The 23769-nt window shown below is 66.9% G+C and carries 25 protein-coding genes; 11 read left to right on the top strand and 14 right to left on the bottom strand.

What is annotated here, in order from left to right; translation table 11 throughout:
- Window positions 1-14 precede the first annotated feature (14 nt).
- Both JM664_RS13755 and JM664_RS13750 read left to right on the top strand, forming a co-directional pair.
- Window positions 15-896 (top strand): cytochrome c, encoded by an 882-nt coding sequence (locus JM664_RS13755; protein ID WP_319637539.1) that lies wholly within the window; start codon window positions 15-17, stop codon window positions 894-896.
- 85 nt (window positions 897-981) lie between these two features.
- Window positions 982-1386: a type II toxin-antitoxin system Phd/YefM family antitoxin gene (locus tag JM664_RS13750; protein WP_227420501.1), complete on the top strand. Its 405-nt coding sequence runs from the start codon at window positions 982-984 to the stop codon at window positions 1384-1386.
- Window positions 1387-1390: 4 nt separating this feature from the next.
- Here the strand turns inward: JM664_RS13750 and JM664_RS13745 are convergent, their stop codons facing one another.
- From JM664_RS13745 to JM664_RS13730, 4 genes are all read right to left on the bottom strand, one after another.
- Window positions 1391-1567, bottom strand: coding sequence for a hypothetical protein (locus JM664_RS13745; RefSeq protein ID WP_227420500.1), 177 nt, complete (start codon window positions 1565-1567; stop codon window positions 1391-1393).
- Between the two features lie 110 nt (window positions 1568-1677).
- Entirely contained in the window at window positions 1678-2790 is a 1113-nt protein-coding gene (locus JM664_RS13740) for a hypothetical protein (RefSeq protein ID WP_227420499.1), read from the bottom strand.
- Window positions 2791-2901: 111 nt separating this feature from the next.
- Entirely contained in the window at window positions 2902-3867 is a 966-nt protein-coding gene (lipA, locus tag JM664_RS13735; RefSeq protein ID WP_227420498.1) for a lipoyl synthase, read from the bottom strand.
- A 29-nt stretch (window positions 3868-3896) separates the two neighbouring features.
- Window positions 3897-4853, bottom strand: coding sequence for a hydrogen peroxide-inducible genes activator (locus JM664_RS13730; protein ID WP_227420497.1), 957 nt, complete (start codon window positions 4851-4853; stop codon window positions 3897-3899).
- Between the two features lie 96 nt (window positions 4854-4949).
- Here JM664_RS13730 and JM664_RS13725 point away from each other — a divergent pair, with 96 nt between their 5' ends.
- Window positions 4950-6458, top strand: coding sequence for a catalase (locus JM664_RS13725; RefSeq protein ID WP_227420496.1), 1509 nt, complete (start codon window positions 4950-4952; stop codon window positions 6456-6458).
- 104 nt (window positions 6459-6562) lie between these two features.
- On the opposite strand, the gene JM664_RS13720 is transcribed toward JM664_RS13725, so the two are convergent.
- Complete coding sequence (locus JM664_RS13720) at window positions 6563-7684, bottom strand: DUF6456 domain-containing protein (protein WP_227420731.1); 1122 nt, start codon at window positions 7682-7684, stop codon at window positions 6563-6565.
- Window positions 7685-7904: 220 nt separating this feature from the next.
- On the opposite strand from JM664_RS13720, the gene JM664_RS13715 reads away from it, so the two are divergent.
- Window positions 7905-8192 (top strand): DUF6477 family protein, encoded by a 288-nt coding sequence (locus JM664_RS13715; protein WP_227420495.1) that lies wholly within the window; start codon window positions 7905-7907, stop codon window positions 8190-8192.
- 3 nt (window positions 8193-8195) lie between these two features.
- On the opposite strand, the gene JM664_RS13710 is transcribed toward JM664_RS13715, so the two are convergent.
- Complete coding sequence (locus JM664_RS13710) at window positions 8196-9725, bottom strand: trimethylamine methyltransferase family protein (RefSeq protein WP_227420494.1); 1530 nt, start codon at window positions 9723-9725, stop codon at window positions 8196-8198.
- Between the two features lie 133 nt (window positions 9726-9858).
- Between JM664_RS13710 and guaA the strand changes: the two genes are divergently transcribed.
- The 6 genes from guaA to JM664_RS13680 all read left to right on the top strand — a co-directional run bounded on the left by guaA (window position 9859) and on the right by JM664_RS13680 (window position 16096).
- Entirely contained in the window at window positions 9859-11424 is a 1566-nt protein-coding gene (guaA, locus tag JM664_RS13705) for a glutamine-hydrolyzing GMP synthase (protein WP_227420493.1), read from the top strand.
- 80 nt (window positions 11425-11504) lie between these two features.
- Window positions 11505-12356: a DMT family transporter gene (locus JM664_RS13700; protein WP_227420492.1), complete on the top strand. Its 852-nt coding sequence runs from the start codon at window positions 11505-11507 to the stop codon at window positions 12354-12356.
- Window positions 12357-12449: 93 nt separating this feature from the next.
- On the top strand, window positions 12450-13580 hold the full coding sequence (locus tag JM664_RS13695; protein ID WP_227420491.1) for an OmpP1/FadL family transporter: 1131 nt from the start codon (window positions 12450-12452) through the stop codon (window positions 13578-13580).
- Between the two features lie 72 nt (window positions 13581-13652).
- Complete coding sequence (locus JM664_RS13690; RefSeq protein ID WP_227420490.1) at window positions 13653-14516, top strand: ATPase; 864 nt, start codon at window positions 13653-13655, stop codon at window positions 14514-14516.
- A gap of 38 nt (window positions 14517-14554) precedes the next feature.
- Complete coding sequence (metA, locus tag JM664_RS13685; protein WP_227420489.1) at window positions 14555-15472, top strand: homoserine O-acetyltransferase MetA; 918 nt, start codon at window positions 14555-14557, stop codon at window positions 15470-15472.
- 6 nt (window positions 15473-15478) lie between these two features.
- On the top strand, window positions 15479-16096 hold the full coding sequence (locus tag JM664_RS13680) for a TetR/AcrR family transcriptional regulator (protein WP_227420488.1): 618 nt from the start codon (window positions 15479-15481) through the stop codon (window positions 16094-16096).
- 3 nt (window positions 16097-16099) lie between these two features.
- Here JM664_RS13680 and JM664_RS13675 read toward each other — a convergent pair whose 3' ends face one another.
- The 5 genes from JM664_RS13675 to rplM all read right to left on the bottom strand — a co-directional run bounded on the left by JM664_RS13675 (window position 16100) and on the right by rplM (window position 20010).
- Entirely contained in the window at window positions 16100-17182 is a 1083-nt protein-coding gene (locus tag JM664_RS13675; RefSeq protein ID WP_227420487.1) for an ABC transporter ATP-binding protein, read from the bottom strand.
- Complete coding sequence (locus JM664_RS13670; protein ID WP_227420486.1) at window positions 17179-17985, bottom strand: ABC transporter permease; 807 nt, start codon at window positions 17983-17985, stop codon at window positions 17179-17181. The genes JM664_RS13675 and JM664_RS13670 overlap by 4 nt, the downstream gene beginning before the upstream one ends.
- Window positions 17982-18806 carry an ABC transporter permease gene (locus JM664_RS13665; protein ID WP_227420730.1) on the bottom strand — a complete coding sequence of 275 codons (825 nt, stop codon included), beginning with the start codon at window positions 18804-18806 and terminating at the stop codon, window positions 17982-17984. Before JM664_RS13665 ends, JM664_RS13670 begins: the two co-directional genes overlap by 4 nt.
- 248 nt (window positions 18807-19054) lie before the next feature.
- Window positions 19055-19546, bottom strand: coding sequence for a 30S ribosomal protein S9 (gene rpsI / locus JM664_RS13660; RefSeq protein ID WP_227420485.1), 492 nt, complete (start codon window positions 19544-19546; stop codon window positions 19055-19057).
- Window positions 19546-20010 (bottom strand): 50S ribosomal protein L13, encoded by a 465-nt coding sequence (gene rplM, locus JM664_RS13655; RefSeq protein ID WP_227420484.1) that lies wholly within the window; start codon window positions 20008-20010, stop codon window positions 19546-19548. The genes rpsI and rplM overlap by 1 nt, the downstream gene beginning before the upstream one ends.
- A gap of 165 nt (window positions 20011-20175) precedes the next feature.
- On the opposite strand from rplM, the gene JM664_RS13650 reads away from it, so the two are divergent.
- The gene (locus tag JM664_RS13650; protein WP_227420483.1) at window positions 20176-20703 is read left to right on the top strand and encodes a 2'-5' RNA ligase family protein; all 528 of its coding nucleotides are present in this window, start codon (window positions 20176-20178) and stop codon (window positions 20701-20703) included.
- Here JM664_RS13650 and JM664_RS13645 read toward each other — a convergent pair.
- The 3 genes from JM664_RS13645 to ctaA are packed head-to-tail and all read right to left on the bottom strand — an operon-like array spanning window position 20667 to window position 23742.
- Window positions 20667-21089: a PaaI family thioesterase gene (locus JM664_RS13645; protein WP_227420729.1), complete on the bottom strand. Its 423-nt coding sequence runs from the start codon at window positions 21087-21089 to the stop codon at window positions 20667-20669. The genes JM664_RS13650 and JM664_RS13645 overlap by 37 nt on opposite strands.
- 29 nt (window positions 21090-21118) lie before the next feature.
- A complete protein-coding gene (locus JM664_RS13640) occupies window positions 21119-22600 on the bottom strand; it encodes a carboxypeptidase M32 (RefSeq protein ID WP_227420482.1) in 1482 nt (493 codons plus the stop codon).
- On the bottom strand, window positions 22597-23742 hold the full coding sequence (gene ctaA, locus JM664_RS13635) for a heme A synthase (RefSeq protein ID WP_227420481.1): 1146 nt from the start codon (window positions 23740-23742) through the stop codon (window positions 22597-22599). The genes JM664_RS13640 and ctaA overlap by 4 nt, the downstream gene beginning before the upstream one ends.
- Window positions 23743-23769: the final 27 nt, after the last annotated feature.

The following is a 23769-nucleotide window of genomic DNA, read 5'->3' as shown; positions in this document are numbered from 1 at the left end:
AGCGCTTGAGACTGTTGGCAGTTTCGACCTCCGCCGCGGTCGCGGCGGGGGTGGTCCTCTGGTGGGGGCTGACCCGGCCTGCGCCGCTGGCCGCAGAGGCGCTGGCGGGGCTGGAGGGCGACCCTGCGCGCGGGGAAAACGTATTCAACGCAGCGGGTTGCGCGTCGTGCCATACGGCGGAGGACGCCGAGGAGGACGGGCCGCCGGTGCTGGCCGGAGGGCGGCGGTTTCCGTCGCCATTCGGTACCTTCGTCGCGCCGAACATCTCGCCGCATCAAGTGGTTGGTGTCGGCGGGTGGAGCGATGTGGAGCTGGTCAGCGCGATCATGCTGGGCGTGTCGCCTGAGGGATCGCACTATTTTCCCGCGTTTCCTTATGCTTCCTATGGGAAAGCTGAGATGCAGGATGTGGTTGACCTCGTCAGCTACCTGAGAACGTTGCCTGAATCGGATCGGCCGAGCGAGGCGCATGAGGTGGGGTTTCCGTTCAACATCCGACGGAATCTGGGACTCTGGAAAATTCTTTTCGTTCAGAATGATTGGGTTATAGGCGGAGAGCTTTCGGCGGAGGAGGAGCGCGGGCGATATCTGGCGGAGGCCTTGGCGCATTGCGGGGAGTGCCATACGCCGCGGAACGCGCTCGGTGGGTTCGAGCGGGACAGGTGGATGGCGGGGGCGCCATTTCCGGCGGGTGACGGGCGGGTGCCGAACATCACGCCGGCGGAATTGTCGTGGTCCCACGGGGACTTGGTGGAGTATTTTACATCCGGCTTCACGCCCGATTTCGACACGGCGGGCGGGGCGATGGCGGAGGTGGTGCGGACGCTGGCGAAGCTGCCGGAGGCGGATCGGGCGGCCATCGCGAGCTACGTCAAGGCGCTGCCGCCGGCGGAGTAGCGCGCGCCGCGTCAGGCCCATCTTGCAACTTCGTGCAAGACACTGACCCCGGTTTTTCAACTTCGTGCAAGAACCGGAGACCGCCATGGCCCGCGTCAGCGTCACCCACCTGCGCCCCGAACTGACCCGCTGGATCGACCACGTCCGCCGCTCGGAGGAGTACGTCGTGCTGACCTCGCACGGACGCGAGGTGGCGGCGCTGGTCTCGATGCAGACGCTGAGCGTGATCTGGGAGGGACAGGACGAGCGGCGGATCGGACCGATCAACCCCGCCACCGGCCGCCCGTTCGGCCGCGCCTGGGTGCTGGAGCACTTCGGCGGCCACTACGAACGCGCCCGCGACCCGCAGAGCCACCTCCACCCCAGCAGCAAGGACGCCCCCTGGCTCGGCAGGTCGTTCCCCTGGCCGCCGGAGGAGTCCGCGGGGCCGGAGACGGTGGCCGAGGCCCCGGCCCCGGCGCGGCGGTGGTGGGAGGTCTGGAGGCGCTGAGGTTCTAGCGGCGGCCCTTGGCCTCGTCCCGGGCGGCGACCATGTTGCGGATCACATGCTGGAACCGCAACTCGCTGTCCTTGGGCTTGAGCGGCGCGGCCGCCGTCTCGGGCGCGGCCCCCTTGGCCTTGGCGCCCTTCTCCTTGCCAGCTCGCTTGGATTCAACCGTCTCGTCAGGCATGGGCAAAGCTCTCGTTCACCGACACCGATGCGCAGAGCTTACCCAGCATAGGCACGTTGCGCAAGTAAGCGCCGCAGCTCGACGATAACCAAAATTGGCGATTGCAACCGTTACTCGTTGCGAAAAATATCGGCCGCAAAATTTAGCTCGAAGACGATGGCGCTCGAGCCTTCTACGACGGCCGCCATCCTCCGAAGATGCCCGGACGGATGGCGCTCTCTGAACAGCCGAAGGCTCTCGTTGGCGACGTCAAATGCCGAGTCCGGGACAACTTTGGTCCCGGGCATCCTGATGTTAATTCGCTGAGTGCGCTCGAGTCCTTCGCCCGGATTTGAGTACCAGTAAGTAACAGCATACATTAAGATAGCTCCTACTCTTTCTGCATCTGCAAAGTATCTTTCGCCGTTGCTTCCATCGAAAATGGCCTCGGCCGCCTTAAATGAAATCGACTGAATGATATCGATGGAAAATAGTGCTAAGCTCTCGGCGGCGCTTTGGTCGTGCGGCTTCCACGAGTCCCTTCGCTTGATGTTCCCGTGAAAATAGAATCCGCGTTTCTCCACTAGGTGCTTGATCACCTCGCTAACGCTCGGTGATTTTCTCAAAAGCTCTTCCGTGTCAGAGGTGTGCGCCGCCCTAGGTCTTAGCCGAGTATCCAACGCAACGCGGACTAGCTGAACGAACTCCTCACTTTCCATCAGCGCAGCCTGTAGCGCCTCCTTCTTGAATTTACCGCCACCATAAAGTGCTTCTAGCAGCAGGAATGAGTATCGGAATGAGTTTATATATTGTTGCTCCGAAAGAGCCTTCCGAGCGGATCTGGTGAGAGTAACGATGAAACTGGGTGCATCGTGTCGCTCCGCCGCCATAAGAGAGCGAGCGAGGAGGTCAAATGACAGGGGCAACGGTTGAGTCGCGAGGCCGTACTTGAACTTTGAAATTACTCCCTCGCCAAGATCCTCATCGCCCTCTGCTTCATAGAAGACCTCAACTTCATCAAAATCTAGATCAATCTCGAACATGCATTGAAGAAATCCCACAGCCTGCCGTAGCTGCCTCAAAGCGAACGGCCGAAGACGATCTGCATCCACAATGGTTGCGGAGATACCTGCGCCTGCTCCTTGGTTGATTCGCAGGACGTATTCGGCTGGCTGCTTTGAAAATATTAGCTCTAAGGCTGAGGCATATCCGCTTTTCTCTACGACGCGGCAGATTCCGCCCATAAACGGAATATCCCAATGGTCCGCTAGTAGCACTTTCCTTTCTATTGGGATGACATAGCGAATACGCATTGAGCTAGATAGTGCAGAAGAACGCAGACTCCGGGAAGCCGTTTACCTAAAGGAGAAACCAGCTTCCAACGCCCTCTCTCGCGCCGCCTTCAGCCGCGCGAAATCGTCCCCCGCATGGTACGAGGAGCGGGTGAGCGGCGTCGCCGAGACCATGAGGAAGCCCTTGCCGTAGGCGGCGCGCTCGTAGGACGCGAACTCGTCGGGGGTGACGAAGCGGTCGACGCGGTGGTGCTTGGGCGTGGGCTGCAGGTACTGGCCGATGGTCAGGAAGTCGATGTCGGCGGCGCGCATGTCGTCCATGACCTGGAGGACGGACTGGCGGTCCTCGCCCAGGCCCACCATGATGCCGGACTTGGTGAACATCGCGGGGTCGATCTCCTTCACGCGCTGGAGCAGGCGGAGGGAGTGGAAGTAGCGGGCGCCGGGGCGGACCTCGGGGTAGAGGCCGGGCACGGTCTCGAGGTTGTGGTTGAAGACGTCGGGCTTGGCGGCGACGACGGTCTCGAGCACGGAGGGGTCGCAGCGCAGGAAGTCGGGCGTCAGGATCTCGATCGTGGTGCCGGGGGCCTGGCGGCGGACGGCGCGGATGGTCTGGGCGAAGTGCTCGGCGCCGCCATCCTCGACGTCGTCGCGGTCGACCGAGGTGATGACGACGTGGTTGAGGCCGAGTTTCTTGACGGCGTCGGCGACGCGGCCGGGTTCGAACACGTCGAGCGCGTCGGGGCGGCCGGTGGCGACGTTGCAGAAGGTGCAGCCGCGGGTGCAGATCTCGCCCATGATCATCATGGTGGCGTGGCCTTGGGACCAGCACTCACCCACGTTGGGGCAGCCGGCCTCCTCGCAGACGGTGGTGAGGCGGTGCTCGCGCATGATGTCGCGGGTGGCCTTGTAGCCCGGGGAGCTGGGCGCCTTGACGCGGATCCAGTCGGGCTTCTTCGGCTGGGCGTTGTCGGGGCGGCGGGCCTTTTCAGGGTGGCGCTGGCCGGGGATCGTCAGGTCGCGGGGCATCGGGGTCTCCGGGAGGTCTGAGGCGTGATCTAACCCGTTGGCGGGGCGTTGTCCAAGGGCGGCGGGGCGAGGTGTCGCGCCTCATCGAGGACGGCGCGCCCGGCGTCGGAGAGCATGGCGGCCAGGTCGTCGACCCACGCGGTGCCGGCGCCCGCGCGGTGGACGAGCGCGAGGGTGCGCGCAGGCTCGGGCGGGGAGAAGCGGCGGACGGCGAGGCCGGGGGCGGCGGCGGTCTCGGTCGGCAGCGCGGTTTCGGGAAGGAGCGTCAGGCCGAGCCCTTCGGCCACGAGGCCGCAGAGGGTGGCGAGCGACGAGGCGCCGAGATCCATGCGGCCGCGGCGGGCGAGGTGGCAGACCTCGAGCGCCTGGTCGGCGAGACAGTGCCCCTCGTCGAGGAGGAGGATCTGGTCGGGCGCGAGGTGCGAGGGCCGGAGTTGCGCCGCCGCTTCGGAAAGCGCCTCGATGCGGGCCGAGGAGCCTGCGAGGACGAAGCGGTCCTCGAAGAGCGGAATGGCGGCGATGTTGCGCTCCGGCACCGGGAGCGCAACGACGGCGGCGTCGAGCCTGCCCTGCCCCAACGCCTCGATCAGCGACGCGGTCTGTGCCTCGCGGACGCGGATGTCGAGGGTGACGTCGTGCGCTCGCAGCCGGGTGAGGAGCGGCGGCAGGATATAGGGCGCGGCCGTGGGGATGATGCCGAGCGTGAGGTGGCCCGAGAGGCCATGCTGCCGGCGCGTCGCCTGCTCGAGATCACTGACCTGCGAGAGGATGGCGCGGGCGCGCAACAGCGTGTCTCGGCCTGCACGGGTGAGGCGCACCTCGCGCGGCAGGCGCTCGACGAGGCGGACGCCTAGCGCGCCCTCGAGCTCGCGCACCTGGACGGAGAGCGCGGGCTGGCTGATCCGTACCCGCTGCGCGGCGCGGCCAAAGCTCCCCTCCTCCGCGAGCGCGACGAAGTATCCCAGCTGCTTGAGGGTGAGCGCCATAGGGACAGGTTATCGGCAGGCGCAGAAAATGCAATTTCACATTATCGGCCTGATCGACGATCTTGCGCCCGAGAATCATTCAAGGAGGAAGCAACCATGAGCGACAGACCTCGTCTGACGACGACGGCCGGCGCGCCGGTCGCCAGCAACCAGAACTCCAAGACCGTGGGCCCGAATGGGCCGGTCCTGCTGGAGGACTACCAGCTGGTCGAAAAACTGGCCCACCAGAACCGCGAGCGCGTGCCCGAGCGCGTCGTCCACGCCAAGGGCTGGGGCGCCTACGGCACGCTGACGGTGACCGAGGACATCACCAGGTACAGCCGCGCCAAGGTGTTCGAGAAGGGCAAGCAGACCGAGATGCTGGCACGCTTCTCGACCGTGGCCGGTGAACAGGGCGCGGCCGATGCCGAGCGCGACGTCCGCGGCTTTGCGCTGAAGTTCTACACCGAAGAGGGCAACTGGGACCTCGTCGGGAACAACACGCCGGTGTTCTTCGTCGCCGACCCCTACAAGTTCCCTGACTTCATCCACACGCAGAAGCGGCACCCGCGCACCAACCTGCGCTCGGCCACCGCGATGTGGGACTTCTGGTCGCTCTGCCCCGAGTCGCTGCACCAGGTGACGATCCTGATGTCGGACCGCGGCATTCCGACCGACCCCAGCCGGATGAATGGTTACGGCAGCCACACGTTCAGCCTGTGGAACGACCAGGGCGAGCGGTTCTGGGTCAAGTTCCACTTCAAGACCAATCAGGGCCACAAGCACTTCACCAACGACGAAGCCGCCGAAGTCATCGCCAAGTCGCGCGAGAGCTATCAGGAAGCGCTCTACGGCATGATCGAGGAGGGCAGTTTCCCGAGTTGGACGATGTACATCCAGGTCATGCCCGAAGGCGAGGAGCAGGCTTTCGAGGAGAAGACCGGCTGGAGCGCGTTCGACCTGACCAAGGTCTGGCCGCACGGGGATTATCCGCTGATCAAGGTCGGCACGATGGAGCTGAACAAGAACCCAGAGAACTACTTCCACGAGATCGAGCAGTCAGCGTTCAACCCGTCGAACGTGGTGCCGGGGATCGGTTTCAGCCCGGACAAGATGCTGCAGGGGCGGCTGTTCTCGTATCCGGACGCGCACCGCTACCGGATCGGCACGCATTACGACGTGCTGCCGGTGAACAAGCCGCGGTGCCCGGTGCACCACTATCACCAGGGCGGCGAGATGGCATTCGGGCTGAAGACCAACCCGGATGCCTACTACGAGCCCAACAGCTTCAACGGCCCGGTCGAGGATCCGACCGTGGAGGAGCCGCCGCACAAATACTCCGGTCAAGTCGGCCGGTACGAGTTCCGCGGGGTGGCCGACCACTACAGCCAGCCGCGCGCGCTCTTCAACCTCTTCGACGATGATCAGAAGAAGCGGCTTTTCTCCAACATAGCTGGTGCGATGCAGGGCGTTCCACAGTTCATCGTGGACCGTCAGCTCGAGCACTTCGACAAGGTCGATCCGGCCTATGGCGCGGGCGTGCGCGAGGCGCTGGAGAAGCAGGGCCGCGATGACGCGGAGGCCAGCCTGAGCACCAGCCACAGCGCCCAGACGGCTGCCGAGTAAGGTCTTTTTCTGAAAGAGCGGCGGCGCGGCCAGGAGGAGAAGCCGCGCCGCCGCAGCGCAAGGATCATGATGGCGGCTTTATGCTCGTCGGGCACCGCCAGCGGTCAGCCGATCATCGGCGACCAGCCATCCTCGCGTTCGTCGTAGTGCCGCTTGAGCCGTTCTAGAGCGATGCGCAGCACGATCTTGCCCGAGCGTGCGGACCAGCCCATCCGCTTCTCGGTCATCTCCAGCCCCTCGAGAAAGCAGCAGCAGCGCAGGGCGACGTGCCCGAGGCCGGGCCCGAGGTCCGCGAGCGCCGCCGCCACCCGGTCGCGCGCCTTCTGTGAACCGTTGCCCGTCTCGCTGCGCGGCCCGAATGCCTCGCGGCCGCCAATGAGGAACTTTTCCCAATTCTGCGTCACACGCGGGCCGAGCTGCGCCAGCTCGAAGTCTTCGCGCAGCCGCTCGCCCGCCGCGACCTGCTCGGCCGACAGGAAGGGCGAACCATCCTTCTCCTTGCGGCGGGCGAGCGTGGTGAGGGGGCTCTCGCTGACATTGTAGCGGATGCCGCGGCGGCTCTTGCTGTCGTCGTCGTAGTCGCGGTGCTGGTCGGCGAAGGCCATCGGCGCCTCGGAGAAGCCGTGTCTGTCGGCTTCATCCTGCGAGATCAGTCGTTTGAGAGCCGATCTTCCGGCCTGCGTGATGCGATAGCGGGCCACCCTGCCTTGGCTGTGGCAGCGGATCCAGTCCTTCAGCGCCATCGCCTCGGCGATCTCGCGGTCAAGCACAGCCGTCCGGATGGTGCGGCCGTCCGCGGAGTCGCGAGCGACCACCGCCTTTTCCATGTCCTTGGCGATGGCGAGGCAGGCGCCCGGCTCGTTGAGACGGCGCAGCACCCGGCGGGCCTCGCGGTCGATCGTCTCTTCGGTGGGCGTCTGTGGCGGATTGAAGGCAGCGGTCATGGGCTTGCGTCCCCTGGTGGATCGTTCGCTTGAAGAGGCGAAATGAGAAGAACCGAGACGCCGGAGCGCCTCATCCACGAGAGGGTCGTCGCGCAAGCTTTCGAACCGGCGGACCTGGCGCAGCACCGTCGAGGCATGGCAGCCCGAGCGGCGGGCAAGCTCGCGGATGGAGCTGCCGGTCTCGATGTGAACCAGGTAATGCCGTGCCGCCTTGGGAACCCAGAGCGGCAGGGCGGAGCAGATACGCCCGGCGGTGTCCGTCTTGATCACGTCGCCCTCCATTGCACCCGTCGCCCTCCGACCGAACTTTTCCCCAGACGATCCACAACTTTCGATTGTAGCTGCGTCCGGCGCTTTGGCGACGAATTTCATCAATTCAAGGTCTTTATCAAACTTGAAGATCACCGGAAGCCAACGAACGCAAATACTGTCCACAGCGCAACACCCGCTCTGGTTGTTTGAAGCTGCCGCTGTCTGCTTCGTCAAGAATGGGAAAACCAGGATGACCAATCTCACAGGGGCTTTGAACACGCTGCGCCGGCCGCGCCTACTTATCCGCGCTGCGCGCTTCGGACTGCGCGATTACAACCGCGAGCGCGACCTGAAGCGCTTGATGAAGGCCGAGACCCTGCCGGCGCCAACCCGAGCGATCTCGTCGCTGATTGCGGAGGAGGCGCGGATCGAGGAAACGCGCCGGGCACGGGATGCCGCCTACAGCCCCGCCCGCCACGTGGAGCTGCTGATCGCGCTCATCGCCGAGGCGCGCCTGCTGCCGCGCATCGTCACCTGAGGATCAGGAAAAGCTGTCTGGTTCCGCAGCCTTGCGCCGCGAAACGAACTCCTCGAGCTGCTCGAGGACAGCAGGGTCAAGCGGCGGCTGCTCGTAGGCGGCGAGCAGCCGGTCGACCCTGGCGGCGGCGAGCGCCTCCGTGTCGGGCGCGCCCGCCTCGTCCCAGCTTTCGAACGGGCGATAGTCAAGCACGTCGCTCCGCCAGAACGCCTCCTTGAAGTGCGCCTGCGTGTGGGCGCAGCCGAGGTAGTGACCGCCCGGCCCGACCTCGCGAATGGCATCCATCGCATCGTCGGCGGGCTCCGTCCGGACGCCCGCCGCGAAGCGGTGCAGCGCGCCGAGTTGGTCCGCATCCATCACGAATTTTTCCGGCGAGGCCACGAGACCGCCCTCGAGCCACCCGCACGCGTGCAGCATGAAACTGACCCCCGCCAGCAAACCCGCCTGCAGCGAGTTGGCTGATTCGTACCCCGCCTGGGCGTCGGGACGTTTCGATCCCGTGAACCCTCCGGCCGAGCGGTAAGGCAGCCCGAGACGCCGCGCGAGCTGTCCGGCGCCGAAGGTCACCTGCGCGGCCTCCGGCGTGCCGAAGGTGGGCGCGCCGCTGTTCATGTCGATCGACGTGACGAAGGCGCCGAAGATCACCGGCGCGCCGCTGCGCACGAGCTGCGAATAAGCGACGGCCGCCGTCACCTCAGCCTGGATCTGCGTCAGCGTCCCAAGGACCGTCACCGGCGCCATCGCCCCGCCGACGATGAAGGGCGAGATGATGCAGGCCTGCCCCGCCGCCGCGTAAACCTCCAGCGCGCCGGCCATCGTCGCGTCGAATGTGAGCGGTGAGTTGAGGTTTATGAGCGATGTGAGCACCGCGTTTTCTGCCAACGCCTCGCGGCCGAAGAGGATCGCGGCCATGGCGACGGAGTCCTCGGCGCGCGAGGGTTCGGTGACCGAGCCCATGAACGGCTTGTCGCTCAGCGTCATGTGGGCGAGCAGCATGTCGAGGTGCCGCTTGTTGACCGGCAAGTCCGTCGGCTCGCACAGGGTGCCGCCCGAGTGGTGCAGCCAGCGCGACATCTGGCCGAGCTTCACCAGGGTGCGAAAGTCCTCGATCGTCGCGTAGCGCCGCCCGCCGCTCCGGTCGCGGATGAAGGGCGGCCCGTAGACGGGTGCGAAGACGAGGGAATTGCCGCCGATCTCGACGCTGCGCGCCGGGTTGCGCGCGAGCTGGGTGAAGCGTGAAGGAGCGGTCGCGCAGAGGCTTCTCGCCAGGCCGCGCGGTATGCGCACCCGATCGCCGTCCACGTCCGCGCCGGCGTCGCGCCAACGCGCCAGCGCCGCGGGGTTCTCGGGAAAGGCGATGCCGATCTCTTCGAGCACCGTCTCGGCGTTCGTCTCGATCAGCTCCAGCGCCTCGGGGTGAAGGATGTCGAGCGTGGGGATGCGCCGCTCGATGAACCGCGCCGCCTCGACCTGCAGCGTGCGCCGCTCGGCCCGTCGTGCCGCTCCGCCGCCACGTCCCCGCCGCTCTGCCATGCCGCGCCTCCCGGTCCTGAAGGATTCGGTAGAGATCAACCGGGGGGTCGGTCAATCGAAGATTCGGCCGACGCGACGCGTGGCGGGCGGCGCGGCCCTTGCCCTCGGGCGGGCGCGCTTCTATCGCGGGGCAATGGACCGCTCACGCCACGACCTCCTCCTCATCATCGACTTCGGCAGTCAGGTGACGCAGCTGATCGCCCGCCGCCTGCGCGAGGCAAGCGTCTACTGCGAGATCTGGCCCTACAATGCCCTGAACGACGCCAAGATGCGGGAACTCGCGCCGAAGGGCGTCATCCTCTCCGGCGGCCCCGCCAGCGCGACGGCCGCCGACAGCCCGCGAGCGCCGGATGCTGTCTTCGATCTAGGCGTGCCGGTGCTGGGCATCTGCTATGGGCAGCAGACGATGCTGCTCCAGCTGGGCGGCCGGGTCGAGGGCGGGCACCACCGCGAGTTCGGACGCGCCTTCGTCACCCCTAGCGGGACACACGGGCGCGACTCGATCTTCGCCGGCCTTTTCGCCACCGGGCGCGAGGAAGTGTGGATGAGCCACGGCGACCGGGTGACGGAACTGGCGCCGGGGTTCGAGGTCGTCGGCACCTCTCCCAACGCGCCGATGGCCATCGTCGCAGACGAGGCGCGCGGCTTCTATGCGGTGCAGTTCCACCCCGAAGTGCACCACACGCCGAATGGGCGACTGCTCCTGCAGAACTTCGCGCGGCTCGCCGGCTTTAAGGGCGACTGGACGATGGGCGCCTATCGTGCCGAAGCCATCGCAAAGATTCGCACTCAGGTCGGCGACGGCAAGGTGATCTGCGGTCTCTCCGGCGGCGTCGACAGCTCGGTGGCGGCAGTGCTGATCCACGAGGCGATCGGCGATCAGCTGACCTGCGTCTTCGTCGATCACGGGCTGCTGCGGCAGAACGAGGCGCAGGAAGTGGTCACGATGTTTCGCGACCACTATAACATCCCACTCGTACATGCTGACGAGAGCGATCTTTTCCTCGATGCGCTGGACGGCGTCGCGGACCCGGAGGTCAAGCGGAAGACCATCGGCCGCCTCTTCATCGACGTGTTCCAGAAGCATGCAGAAGCGGTTGGCGGAGCGGCGTTTCTTGCGCAGGGCACGCTCTACCCCGACGTGATCGAGAGCGTCAGCTTCGCCGGCGGCCCGTCGGTCACGATCAAGAGCCACCACAACGTGGGCGGCCTGCCGGAGAAGATGGGGCTGAAGCTGGTCGAGCCGCTGCGCGAGCTCTTCAAGGACGAGGTCCGTGCGCTGGGGCGCGAGCTGGGCCTTCCGGCGAGCTTCATCGGCCGCCATCCGTTCCCCGGCCCCGGCCTCGCCATCCGCTGCCCCGGCGAGGTGACGCGCGACAAGCTGGAGATCCTGCGCAAGGCGGACGCGATCTACATCGACCAGATCCGGCGGCACGGCCTCTACGACGACATCTGGCAAGCGTTCGTCGCGCTGCTGCCGGTGCGGACCGTGGGTGTGATGGGAGACGGGCGCAGCTACGATTATGCCTGCGCGCTCAGGGCGGTCACCAGCGTGGACGGGATGACGGCGGACTACTACCCCTTCACCCACGAATTCCTCGGAGAGACAGCGACCCGGATCATCAACGAGGTGCACGGGATCAACCGCGTGACCTACGACGTCACGTCGAAGCCGCCCGGCACCATCGAGTGGGAGTGAGGCTTCCGCGGCGTCTTTCCCTCGCCGGTGGCGCTGCCCTGTCCCCCGAGACGTCGAGACCGCTCGCCGCAGCAGCCTGGATGACCGGTGCGATCGTCAGCTTCAGCTCGATGGCGGTCGCCGGTCGCGAGGTTAGTTTGGAGCTAGATACGTTTGAGATCATGCTCTACCGATCGCTCCTCGGCATCGCGCTGGTGCTCGGCGTGGCCTCGGTCGCGGGCACTCTGCGTCAGGTCCGGGCAAACCGGATGGGCCTGCACCTGGTGCGGAACGTCAGTCACTTCACCGGGCAGAACCTCTGGTTCTTCGCGATCACGGCGGCGCCGCTGGCGCAAGTCTTCGCACTGGAGTTCAGCCAGCCGCTCTGGGTCGCGCTGCTGGCGCCGCTGATTCTGGCGGAGCACCTGAACCGGGCGCGCGTCTTCGCGGCGGTGACGGGCTTCCTCGGAATCCTGATCGTGGCGCGGCCGGGGGCGGAGCCGATCTCGGCCGGGCTGGTGGCGGCGGCGCTCGCTGCCATCGGTTTCGCCGGTTCGGCGCTGACGACAAAGCTGCTGACGCGGACCGAGACGATCACCTCGATCCTCTTCTGGCTGACGGTGATGCAGGCGACCTTCGGCCTGATCTGCGCGGGGATCGACGGGTCGATCACCCTGCCCTCGCCCGGCAACTGGCCCTGGGTCGGCGTCATCGCCTGCGCCGGGCTGCTCGCGCACTTCTGCCTGACGCAGGCACTCTCGCTAGCACCGGCGACGGTGGTGATCCCGCTCGACTTCGCGCGCCTGCCGGTCATCGCGATCGTGGGCATGCTGCTCTACGGCGAGCCGCTGGAAACGCCCGTCTTTCTGGGCGCCGCGGTGATCTTCGCGGCCATCTACCTCAACGTGTGGAACGAGAGGAGACGACGGGGGAAGGTTGTGACAGAAAGATAACGCCGAGTTAGATAATTGCTCATAGAAGCCGGAGACAGTTGACCTTGTACGCCGCGCGGACTGAATGGGATCCGACCAATTCGAGGGAGAACAATGCACCGGTTTCTCGCAACCACCAGCGCAGTCGTCCTCGGCACGGGCACTGCCTTTGCTGGCGGCGTCGACCGCTCGGGCCAGTCGATCGCCATCATCTTTGAGGAGGGGAACCGGGCGGAACTGGCGTTCGGCACCGTCAGTCCCGACCTCTCCGGCGTACAGGTGATCAACCTGCCCGGTTCGCCCGCCGGTTCGTCATCCGGCAACATGGTAGATGATTTCCGCCAGCTCTCCGCGGCCTACAAGCATGACTTCGGAAACGGCCTGAGCGGCGCGCTCATCTTCGACCAGCCGTTCGGCGCCGACGTCGACTATCCCGGCGGCACGTACTTCGCTGCCGGCTCCACGGCCGAACTCAACACGAACTCGCTGACGGCGGTGCTGCGTTACAAGATGCCGTCGAACTTCAGCTTGCACGGCGGCCTGCGCTACCAGACGCTAGAGGCGACGGCGATCGTCCCCTTCGTCACCTCCCCCCTCGGCCCGCTCGCCGGTACGCCCTACGAGGCCGACGGCGAGGCGGACGCGGGCGTCGGCTACCTGATCGGCGCAGCTTACGAAATCCCGGCGATCGCGGCGCGCATTGCACTAACCTACAACTCGCGGATCGAGCACAATCTGGACACGGTCGAGGACTCGGTGCTCGGACTAGGCCGGGAATCAAATACCGAGATCGAAACGCCGCAGTCGGTGAACCTGGAGTTCCAGACGGGGGTGGCGCCGGACACGCTCCTCTTTGGAGGTGTCCGGTGGGTCGATTGGGACGAGTTTGACATTTCTCCCGCCGATTACCTCAGTCTGGCGGACCAGGCCCTTGTCAGCTTCGAGGAAGATACTTGGACGTATACGCTCGGGGTCGGGCGGCAGTTCACGGAACAGTTCTCGGGCGCGCTCTCGGTCTCCTACGAGCCGCAGGTCGGCGGTTTCGCCGCCAATCTCGGCCCGTCCGACGGACGGACCAGCGTCACGCTCGGCGGCACGTACCGGATCGAGAACGTCTCGATCACCGGGGGTGTCAGCTACGCTTGGCTTGGCGATGCCGAGACCCAGCTTAGCGGCGCTCAGGCAGGTGATTTCACCGACAACGAAGCGATCGGCGTCGGCATCGAGATCGGCTACAACTTCTAAGGGCTCACCGGCTCCGGACTGTCTGGAGCCGGGACCTTGCGCCGCGGCTGCCGGCGTGGCAGCGGGAGGCGCATGATCTACAAGACCTCCGACGACTGGCGCGCCGCCGCATCGAAGCGCATCCTGCTCTTCGGCATGTCGGGGCTTGGCAAGACCCACGTCTCGAACCTGCTACGGCGGGCCGGCGGGTGGTTCCACTACTCGGTCGACTACCGGATTGGCACGCGGTATCTCGGCGAGCACATCGTCGACAACTTCAAGCGCGTGGCGATGCGCGAGCCCTTCCTGCGCGACCTGCTGCTGAGCGACTCGATCTACATCGCCTCGAACATAACGTTCGAAAACCTTGCGCCTCTTTCCACCTTCCTCGGCAAGCCGGGCGACCCCGCCAAGGGGGGGCTGCCCTTCGAGGAGTACATGGCGCGGCAAGAGCTGCACCGCGAGGCGGAGATCGCGGCGATGCGCGACACGGTGCGCTTCATCGACCGCGCGCGCGACCTCTACGGCTACGACGACTTCGTCTGCGACACGAGCGGCTCGATCTGCGAGGTGGTCGATCCGCATGACCCGACTGACCCGCTCCTGACTCTCCTGACGCAGCACCTTCTGCCGGTCTGGATCGAGGGCAGCGACGCGCACACCGAGGAACTGATACGCCGCTTCGACCGGGCACCGAAGCCGATGTACTACCGTCCCGACATGCTGCGCGCAGCATGGTACGAGTATCTCGGCCAGACGGGACAGTCGCCCGTCGGAGTGGACCCCGACGCGTTCGTGCGCTGGACCTATGCCCGCGCTCTCGCGCACCGTCAGCCGATCTATCGCGCCATGGCCGACAAGTGGGGCGTCACGGTCGCGGCGTCCGAGGTCGCGCAGGTGCGTTCGGCCCAGGACGTGATCGACCTCGTCGCCGAGGCACTTGAGAGACGCCGCTGAGGGGCGTATTCCGAGCGCTCCGCCCGAAGGACCCGCCGATGCCGATCACTATCCCCGCAGACCTTCCTGCCTTCCAGGTCCTGACCCGGGAAGGCGTGATGGTGATGTCGGAGGCGACAGCGGCGCGGCAGGACATCCGCCCGCTGAGGATCGGACTCCTGAACCTCATGCCGAAGAAGATCCAGACCGAGACGCAGTTCGCCCGACTGATCGGCGCGACGCCACTGCAGATTGACCTGAACCTCATCCGCATGACCTCGCACGAGACGAAGAACACCGCGGCGGAGCACATGGAGGCGTTCTACCGCCCGTTCTCCGACGTGCGGGGCGAGAAGTTCGACGGCCTCATCATCACCGGTGCGCCGATTGAGCACCTGCCGTTCGAGGAGGTGACCTACTGGGACGAACTCCGCGAGGTGATGGACTGGACGCAGACGCACGTGCATTCGACCTTCGGCGTGTGCTGGGGCGGGATGGCGATGATCCACCACTTCCACGGAGTCGCGAAGCACATGCTGGAGGCAAAGGCCTTCGGCTGCTACCGGCACGACAACTGGGATCCCGCCTCGCCCTATCTCCGCGGCTTCTCGGACGATTGCGTGGTGCCGGTCAGCCGCTGGACCGAAGTCCGGCAGCCGGAGATCGACGCGGCGGAGGGGCTGAGAACGCTGCTCGGCTCGCCCGAGGTGGGGCCGTGCCTCGTCGAGGACCCGTGCCACCGCGCGCTCTACATCTTCAACCACTTCGAGTACGACAGCGGGACCTTGGCCGAGGAGTATCGGCGCGACCTGTCGGAGGGTCGGAGGATTGCCGCGCCTGTCGACTACTTCCCCGGCGACGACCCGTGCCAGAGCCCGCGCAACCGCTGGCGCAGCCATGCCCACCTGCTCTACGGCAACTGGATCAACCAGATCTACCAGACCACGCCCTTCGACATCGCCGAAGTCGGTCGGTGAGCGCGGATGCCTAAGCAGGGCTATCACCATGGCAACCTGCGACAGGCCCTCGTCGAGGCGGCGCTGGCGCTGATCGAGGCGAAGGGGCCGGCGGGCTTCACCCTCAGCGAGGCGGCCAAGGATGCGGGCGTGACGCCCGCGGCGGTCTACCGGCACTTCGTGGGGCGCGAGGACCTGATCGCCGAGGCGGCGCGGCAGGGCTACGCCATCTTCGCCGACCTGATGGAGCACGCCTACGAGAGCGGCCAGCCGTCCGCCCTCGCCTCCTTCGAGGCGACTGGACGCGCCTATCTCGCCTTCGCGCGCCGTTATCCCGGCCACTACATCGCCATGTTCGAAAGCGGCATTGCGCCAAACCGGAGCTCGGCGCTGTCGGACGCCGCGTCGCGCGCCGCGCGCGTGCTCGAGCGGGCGGCGGAGGGGCTGTCGCAGCGCATCCCGCCGGAGAAGCGTCCGCCGCCGCAGATGTTCTCGGCCCATGTCTGGGCGATGAGCCACGGCGTAGTCGAGCTCTTTGCACGCGGCGAGGTTGGCGCCAAGTCGCCCTTTTCGCCCGAGGACTTGCTCGAGTCGGGCATCGGCATCTACCTGCGCGGGTTGGGCCTGATCCCCCCGGACGCGTAGCGCTCAGGGAAAGAAGATCAGCGCCTCGGGCGACCACGCCACGCGGGTCCGCGTGCCGGGGTCCAGAATGTCGCGCCCCGGAAGATTGCGCATCGAGATGGTCACCGGCCTGTCGGTCCCGTCGAGGCGAACGCCGTAATAAGTCATGTCGCCGTAGTACGTCTCTTCCTCAATGTTCCCGTGGGTGACGCGGCCGCGATCCGGCTGGCCCTCGTAGAGCACGGTCAGCGTCTCGGGGCGCAGGCCGGCGGTTGCCGCCCCGGTGAGGCCGCCGGGCACCTGCCGCGCTTCGATCGGCACGGTGCCCAGCCCCTCGATCTCCGCCTCGATGCCGCTGCCGTTCCGGCGAATTTCGGCTCGCAGGAGGTTCATCACGCCGATGAACTCGGCGACGCGGCGGTCCACGGGACGGTTGTAGATGTCCTCGGGCGTGGCGAGCTGGGCGATGAGGCCCTCGAACATCACGGCGATGCGGTCGGACATGATCAGCGCCTCCTCCTGGTCGTGGGTGACCAGGATGAAGGTGATGCCGACCTGGCGCTGGAGGCTGCGCAGCTCGTGCTGCATCTGCTCGCGCAGCTTGCGGTCAAGCGCGGAGAGCGGCTCGTCGAGCAGCAGGACCTTGGGCTTGAGGATCAGCGCGCGAGCGAGCGCGACCCGCTGCCGCTGACCGCCCGAGAGCGCGTGGGCCGCACGGCGGCCGAGTCCGCCGAGACCCACCTGCTCGAGCATCGCCTCGACGGCGCGCGCACGCTCGGGCTTCGGCATCTGCGAGCGTCGCAGGCCGAAGCCCACATTCTCGGCGACGCTGAGGTGCGGAAAGACGGCGTAGGTCTGGAACACCATGTTCGTCGGCCGTCGGTTGGCCGGCACGCCTGCCATGTCGCGCCCGTCGAGCAGGACGCGGCCCTCGGAGGCATCCTCGAACCCGGCGATGGTGCGCAGCAGCGTCGTCTTGCCGCAGCCAGACGGACCCAGCAGCGAAAAGAATTCGCCCGCCCCGATCTCGAGGTCGATGCCGCGCAGCGCGTGGTAGTCGCCGTAGGACTTGTGCACGCCCTTCAGGGCGACGATCGGTCCACTCAAATGAAGCCCCCGCTGTCGGTTGCGCCGGTCCGGGCGAGGCCGCGGCGGCGGAAGAATTCGGCCGTGGTTATCAGCAGGATGGACAGCACGACAAGGATGGTTCCGAGCGCCATCACGACCGGCAGGCTCGACGGAAAGCGCAGGAGGCCCCAGAGATACACCGGCAGCGTGGGGTCCGTCCCGCTGAGAAAGAACGCGATGATGAACTCGTCGAGCGAGATCGTGAACGAGATCAGGAGCGACGAGATGATGCCCGGCATCACCAGCGGCAGCGTGATGAGGCGAAAGGTCGACCACCGCGTCTCGCCCAGATCGACCGCCGCCTCTTCGAGCGAGGCGTCGAGGTTCTGGAATGCTGATTGCAGGATCGCGATCGAGAACGGGACGCAGATCAGGACGTGCGCCGCGATCACGCTCCAGACCGAGAGGTCGAGGCCGAGCTGCAGGATCAGGGTCAGGAGGGCGACCGCGACGATGATCTCGGGCAGCACCAGCGGGAGCATGATGAAGCCCAGCACCGGGCCCTTGCCGCGAAAGCGGTAGCGGGCGGCGGTGCGGGCGGCGCAAATGCCGAGCAAAGTCGCCAGCACGGCGGAGACGACGGCGATGAAGAGGCTGTTCAAGACCGCCTCGTGCAGCGCGTCGACCGTGACCAGCTCCTCGAACCAGCGGGTCGAGAAGCCTGCGAGCGGAAAGGCGATGATCTGCGACGAGTTGAACGCGAAGAGCGGCAGCAGGAGGATCGGCGCATAGAGGAAGAGCAGGTAGATGAGCGCGTAGATGCGCAGTCCCCCGCCCCTCATGCCCAGATCCTCGCGGTCAGGCGCGAGGCGAGGAACACCAGCGCCGAAATGACCGCAACGATGGCCATCGCCAGCACGGCGAGTGTCGCCCCCATCGGCGCATCGTTGAGGCGCAGGTACTGGGTCTGGATCATGTTGGCGATCATCAGCCCGTCAGGCCCGCCCACCAGCCGCGGCGTGACGTAGTCGCCGATCGTCGGGATGAAGACGATCAGCGCCGCGGCGACGATGCCCGGCATCGCCAGCGGCAGTGTCACCCGCAGGAACGTCGTCAGGTGCGTCTCGCCGAGGTCGCGCGAAGCCTCGAGCAGCGAGCGGTCGATCTTTTCCAGCGCGACGAAGATCGGCAGGATCGCAAACGGCGCGAAGGCGTGGGCGAGCGTGATGACCACGGCGTTGGCGTTGTAGAGGATGAAGGAGAGCGGCTCGTCGATGATGCCGAGTCCGAGGAGCGTCGTGTTCAGCACGCCATTGTAGCCGAGGATCACCTTCCAGAGGAAGACGCGGATCAGGTAGCTCGTCCAGAACGGAATGGTGATGAGGAAGATCCAGAGCGCCTTGCGCCGCTGCGGCACGTGGAACGACACGAAGTAGGCGATGGGAAATGCGGTCATGACCGTCGCCAGCGTCACCGCCCCGGCGATCCACACGGAGCGCAGCATGAGTTGGCGGTAGAGTGGGTCGTTGAATGCCTCGCGATAGTTCGAGAACGTGAGGGTGCGGTCGATCGTGAGGCCGTCCTGCGTCCAGAAAGTGTAGGCGAAGATCGTGGCAAGCGGCACGGCCAGCATAAGCAGCGCATAGAGCGCCGGCGGCCCCATCAGCACCCAACCCCGTCTCGCCTCGCTCGCCAATCCTGTCCCCCGCGACGTGAATCGGCGGCCTGTGCGGCCGCCGCCTTGTCACCTTAAGAATCCAACGCGGGTCGATGTAAAGGCGGTAGTCACTGCAGTCGCAGCGAGCGCCCGTCTTGATGGAAGGTGTATCGGCTGATCGACCTGAAGGGGCGTGGCACAGGCAGCCAACACCCGCGAGGGCGGCGGGCGGCCGGACCGCCCGCCGAAGATCGTCAGCGCTTGGAGAACTGGAAGCTGCGGCGGGCCTTGGCACGGCCGTACTTCTTGCGCTCCACCACGCGGCTGTCGCGCGTCAGGAAGCCTGCGGCCTTGAGCGGCGCGCGCAGGCTGGGGTCGTAGAGCTGCAGCGCCTTGGACACACCGTGCTTGACGGCACCGGCCTGGCCGGAGAGGCCGCCGCCCTTGACGGTCGCCTGCACGTCGAACTGGCCCTCGACGCCCGCCACCTGGAAGGGCTGGCGCAGGATCATCTGCAGCACGGGGCGCGCGAAGTAGGTGTTGATCTCCTTGCCGTTGACCGTGACCTTGCCGCTGCCGGGGCGGATCCAGACGCGGGCGACCGCGTCCTTGCGCTTGCCGGTGGCGTAGGAGCGGCCGAACTCGTCGCGCACGGGCTCGCGCGGGGCCTCGGACTCGGGCAGCGCGGCATCGGTGCCGGCGACGGCCTGGTCCAGGTCGTCGAGCGATCTGATTTCTTGGGCCATCAGGCGGTCCTCGTGTTCTTCTTGTTCATCGACGCGACGTCGAGAACCTCGGGGTTCTGTGCGGTATGCGGGTGCTCTGCGCCGGCGTAGATGCGCAGGTTGCCCATGACGTGGCGGCTCAGCTTGTTGCCGGGCAGCATCCGCTTTACGGCGGCCTCGACCACGCGCTCGGGGTGCTTGCCGTCGAGCACCTTCTCGGCGGTGGTGGACTTGATGCCGCCGGGATAGCCCGTGTGGCGCCAGTAGGTTTTCTCCCGGCGCTTGTTGCCGGTCAGCTGCACCTTGTCGGCGTTGATGACGATGACGTTGTCGCCCATGTCCATGTGCGGGGTGAAGGTCGCCTTGTGCTTGCCGCGCAGGCGCATGGCGACGATCGAGGCGAGGCGGCCCAGGACGACGCCCTCGGCGTCGACCACCACCCACTTCTTCTCGATGTCCGCCGGAGTAGCGGTGAAGGTTTTCATCTCTGGTATCCTGAAGTCGGGTCACGCGCCGAATCCGCCGGCGCCGGATGGAAGGGTTCTAGCGATTGGAAAACGCCAGTCAAGCGCGCAACGCGCGAAATATCCACGCCTCGTCAGTGAGTTGCGTATGCGGTATTTATATACCCCACGAATGAGAGGGATTGGATGACGGGCCAGGCCCCCCTCATCGTGACCGTGTCGCTCGACAAGTGCGCGCAGCAGGCGTTCGACACGCTGCGCGCGCGCCATTTTCCGCCGGAGCGGAACTTCGTCCCGGCGCACCTGACCCTGTTCCACAAGCTGCCGGGCCATGAACGCGTCCGCGTCGGCCAGGATCTGGCAGCGGCGGCGGGCCGTACGGAGCGGTTGAACTTCCACACGGCGGGCGCCATGGATCTCGGGCGCGGGGCCGCGCTGCGCATCGTGTGCCCGCCCCTGCCCGGTCTACGCAGCGCTCTCGCCGCAGTCTGGGCGGACTGGCTGGCGCCGCAGGACCGCGCGGGACTGAAGCCGCACGTGACCGTTCAGAACAAGGTCGACCGGGAGACGGCGCTCGGCACGCTGGCGCATCTGGCGGCCCTGCCGGAGATCACGGGCGACGTGACCGGACTGCTTCTCTGGCGCTACCTCGGCGGGCCGTGGGAGCTCGAGGAGCGTTACCCGTTTCGGACGCGCAGCGGCGGGATCGAGTAGGTCAGGCTCGCCCGCGCAACCGGCTCCGGCAGGCTGTCGGAGAACATGCGCACGTCGCCGACCGCCAGCGTCCGCCCGAGCTTCAGGAGCTCCGCGCGCGCCGTCATCGCGGCCTCTGCCGCCGGCTTGCGCATGAAGTCGATCGAGCAGTTCGTGGTTACCGCCAGGCTGCGCGGACCGATCATCGCCAGGATCGCAAGGTAGACCGCCACGTCGGCCAGCGCGAACATCGACGGGCCCGACACGGTGCCGCCGGGACGCAGGTTCCGCTCCGTCACCGGCATCCGTACCTCGACCTGCATCGGCATGACGCGCATGATTTCAAAGTTAGACGCCACCTGCGGAAACTCCGTCGCGAGGAAGGACGCGAGAGCGTCCGCGTCCATCTCCAGGCCCTGATGGTCCACCGGCGCCCTCAGAGGCCGTAGATCCCGGAGAACTTCGCCTCGAGGTAGTCGAGGAGCGGCGTTTCCGACGGCTCGAAGCCGCAGGCGGAGGCGATGACCTCACGCGGCTTCATCAGGCCGCCGTGCCGCTGCACCTTCTCGCGCAGCCAGCCTGTCGCCGGGCGCGTGTCGCCCTCCGCCAGCGCGGCGTCGAGGTCCGGCACGTCGCGTCGCAGCGCCGCGTGGAGGCAGCCGGCATAGACATTGCCCAGCGTATACGTCGGGAAGTAGCCGAAGAGACCAACCGACCAGTGCACGTCCTGCAGGCACCCGTTCGAAGGGCGATCGACCTCGACCCCGAAATCGCGCGCGGAACGCGCGTTCCAGGCATCCGGCAGGTCGGCGACGGCGAGGTCGCCGTCGATCATCGCGCGCTCCAGATCGAAGCGCATGAGGACATGGAGGTTGTAGTGCACCTCGTCGGCTTCGGTACGGATGAAGCCGGGATGGACGTAATTCACTGCCGCATGAAAGTCGTCCGCGCTCCTGATGCCGAAGTCGCCGAAACGCTTGCGCATCCGGTCGAAGAGCCATCCGGTGAAGGCACGGCCGCGGCCGATCTGGTTCTCGTAGATCCGGCTCTGGCTCTCGTGCACGCCCATCGAGACCCCCTGCCCCAGCGGCGTCAGCGCGTAGGCGTCGTCGATCCCCTGCTCGTAGGCGGCGTGGCCGACCTCGTGGATCGTGGAGTAGAAGCAGTTGAACGGGTCGCGCGGCTGTGTGCGGGTGGTGATCCGCACGTCGAGGCCCGAGCCCGACGAGAACGGGTGCACCGCCTTGTCGATCCGACCGTGCTCCATGTCGTAGCCGAAGGCCAGCGCGAGTTCGGTGGACATGGCGAGCTGCGCCGCCTCGTCGAACTCGCCCGAGACGCGGGGCGCGCGCCGGTCGGACCCGAGCACCCGCTCGCGCAGCGCCACGAGCCGCGGCCGGAGCGCGCCGAACATCGCAGTCAGCTTCTCGGCCGTCGCGCCCGGCTCGTAGTCGTCGAGGAGCGCGTCGTAGAGTTCGCCACCGTCGGCCAGCGCAGCCGCCTCCTCCTGCTTCAGCCGGACCACGCGCTCGAGCGTCGGCGCGAAGGCGGCGAAGTCGTCGGAGGCGCGCGCCAGCGCCCACTCGCCCTGCGCACGGCTGGTGACGCGCGCCAGTTCGGAGGCCAGCGCCGCCGGAAGGCGCGTCGTCCGCTCGAACGTGCGGCGGATGTGGCGCAGCTGCGCCCGCGCCACGGCGTCGAGCGTAGGATCGGCCTCGCACCGCTCCAGCCACTCGCCCACGCGCGGGTTCATTCGCCGCGCATGCAGGACGCCCTCGATCGCCGCCATCTCGTCGGCCCGCTGCGGCGCCGCGCCGCGCGGCATGACCGTCTCCTGGTCCCACGAAAGACGGCCGGCGATCTGCGCCAGCGCCTCGGTCTCGCGCTGGTACGCCATCAGGTCGTCGTAGGCGCTCATCCCCGGCCTCTCACCGACTGCGGCAGCGGATACTGCGCGAAGAAGCGCGCCCGGAGGATCAGCACCCAGAGCGCCACCGCGCCGAGCTGGTGGAGGATCGCGAGGTGCCACGGCGCCGAGCTCATCACCGTCACGATGCCGAGCACCACCTGCCCGAAGAGGATGACCGCCATCCAGTCGAAGGCGGTGCGGGTCGCCCCGTTGCCGGAGCGGCGAGAAACGCGCCAGACGACGAGGCCGAAGACGAAGAGGACATACGCCACCATGCGGTGCATGAACTGCACGAGGCCGTCGTCCTCAAAGAAGTTGCGCCACCACGGGCTGAGCTGAAACAGGTCCGGCGGCAGGAAGCCGCCCGCCATCAGCGGCCAGTCGGTATAGCCGCGCCCCGCGTCGATGCCCGCCACCAAGGCGCCCAGCAGGATCTGCAGGAAGGTCAGGTGAAGGAGGCCCGTGCTCATCCCGAAGAGCCGCGCCTCGCGCGCGCGCCGCGCCTGCAGGAGCGCCGCCTCCGGCCGGCCGAGGCGCATCACGAACCACGCGATCGCGCCAAGGATCACGAAGGCGAGGCCAAGATGCACCGCCAGCCGGTAGGAGGCGACGTCCAGCATCTCGCCGCCGAGGCCGGAGCTGACCATCCACCAGCCGACCGCCCCCTGCAGGCCGCCGAGCGCGCCGAGGAGCAGCAGCCGTCCGGTCCATCCCGGCGGCAGCCGCCGCGTCAGCGCGAAGCCGGCGAAGCCCACGAGCCACACCAGCCCAATCACCCGGCCGAGCTGGCGGTGTCCCCACTCCCACCAGTAGATCGTCTTGAAGTCGTCCAGCGTCATGTCGCGGTTCTGGAGCTGGAACTCGGGGATCTGCTGGTAGAGTTCGAACTCCGCCTGCCAGTCGGCGTCGCTCAGGGGCGGCACGGCGCCGGTGACCGGGCGCCACTCGGTGATCGAGAGGCCGCTGTCGGTCAGCCGCGTCAGCCCGCCCACTGCGATCATCACGACGACGAGCGCGAAGAGCACGATCAGCCACACTCGCAGCGCACCTCGCGCGCCGGGACGCGCGCGGTCGATCAAACCGCCCGCCTGCTCCGACTGCTCCCGCCGGTCGCTCTCGACCTCCTGAAAGATGGCACGCTTTTGGCTCATCGGGTCCATCCTGCTCGGTGCGCGCGG

It is taken from the genome of Roseitranquillus sediminis (assembly GCF_016918935.1).
GTDB classification, from domain to species: Bacteria; Pseudomonadota; Alphaproteobacteria; order Rhodobacterales; family Rhodobacteraceae; genus Roseitranquillus; species Roseitranquillus sediminis.
This window is presented reverse-complemented; position numbering and strand designations above follow the sequence as displayed.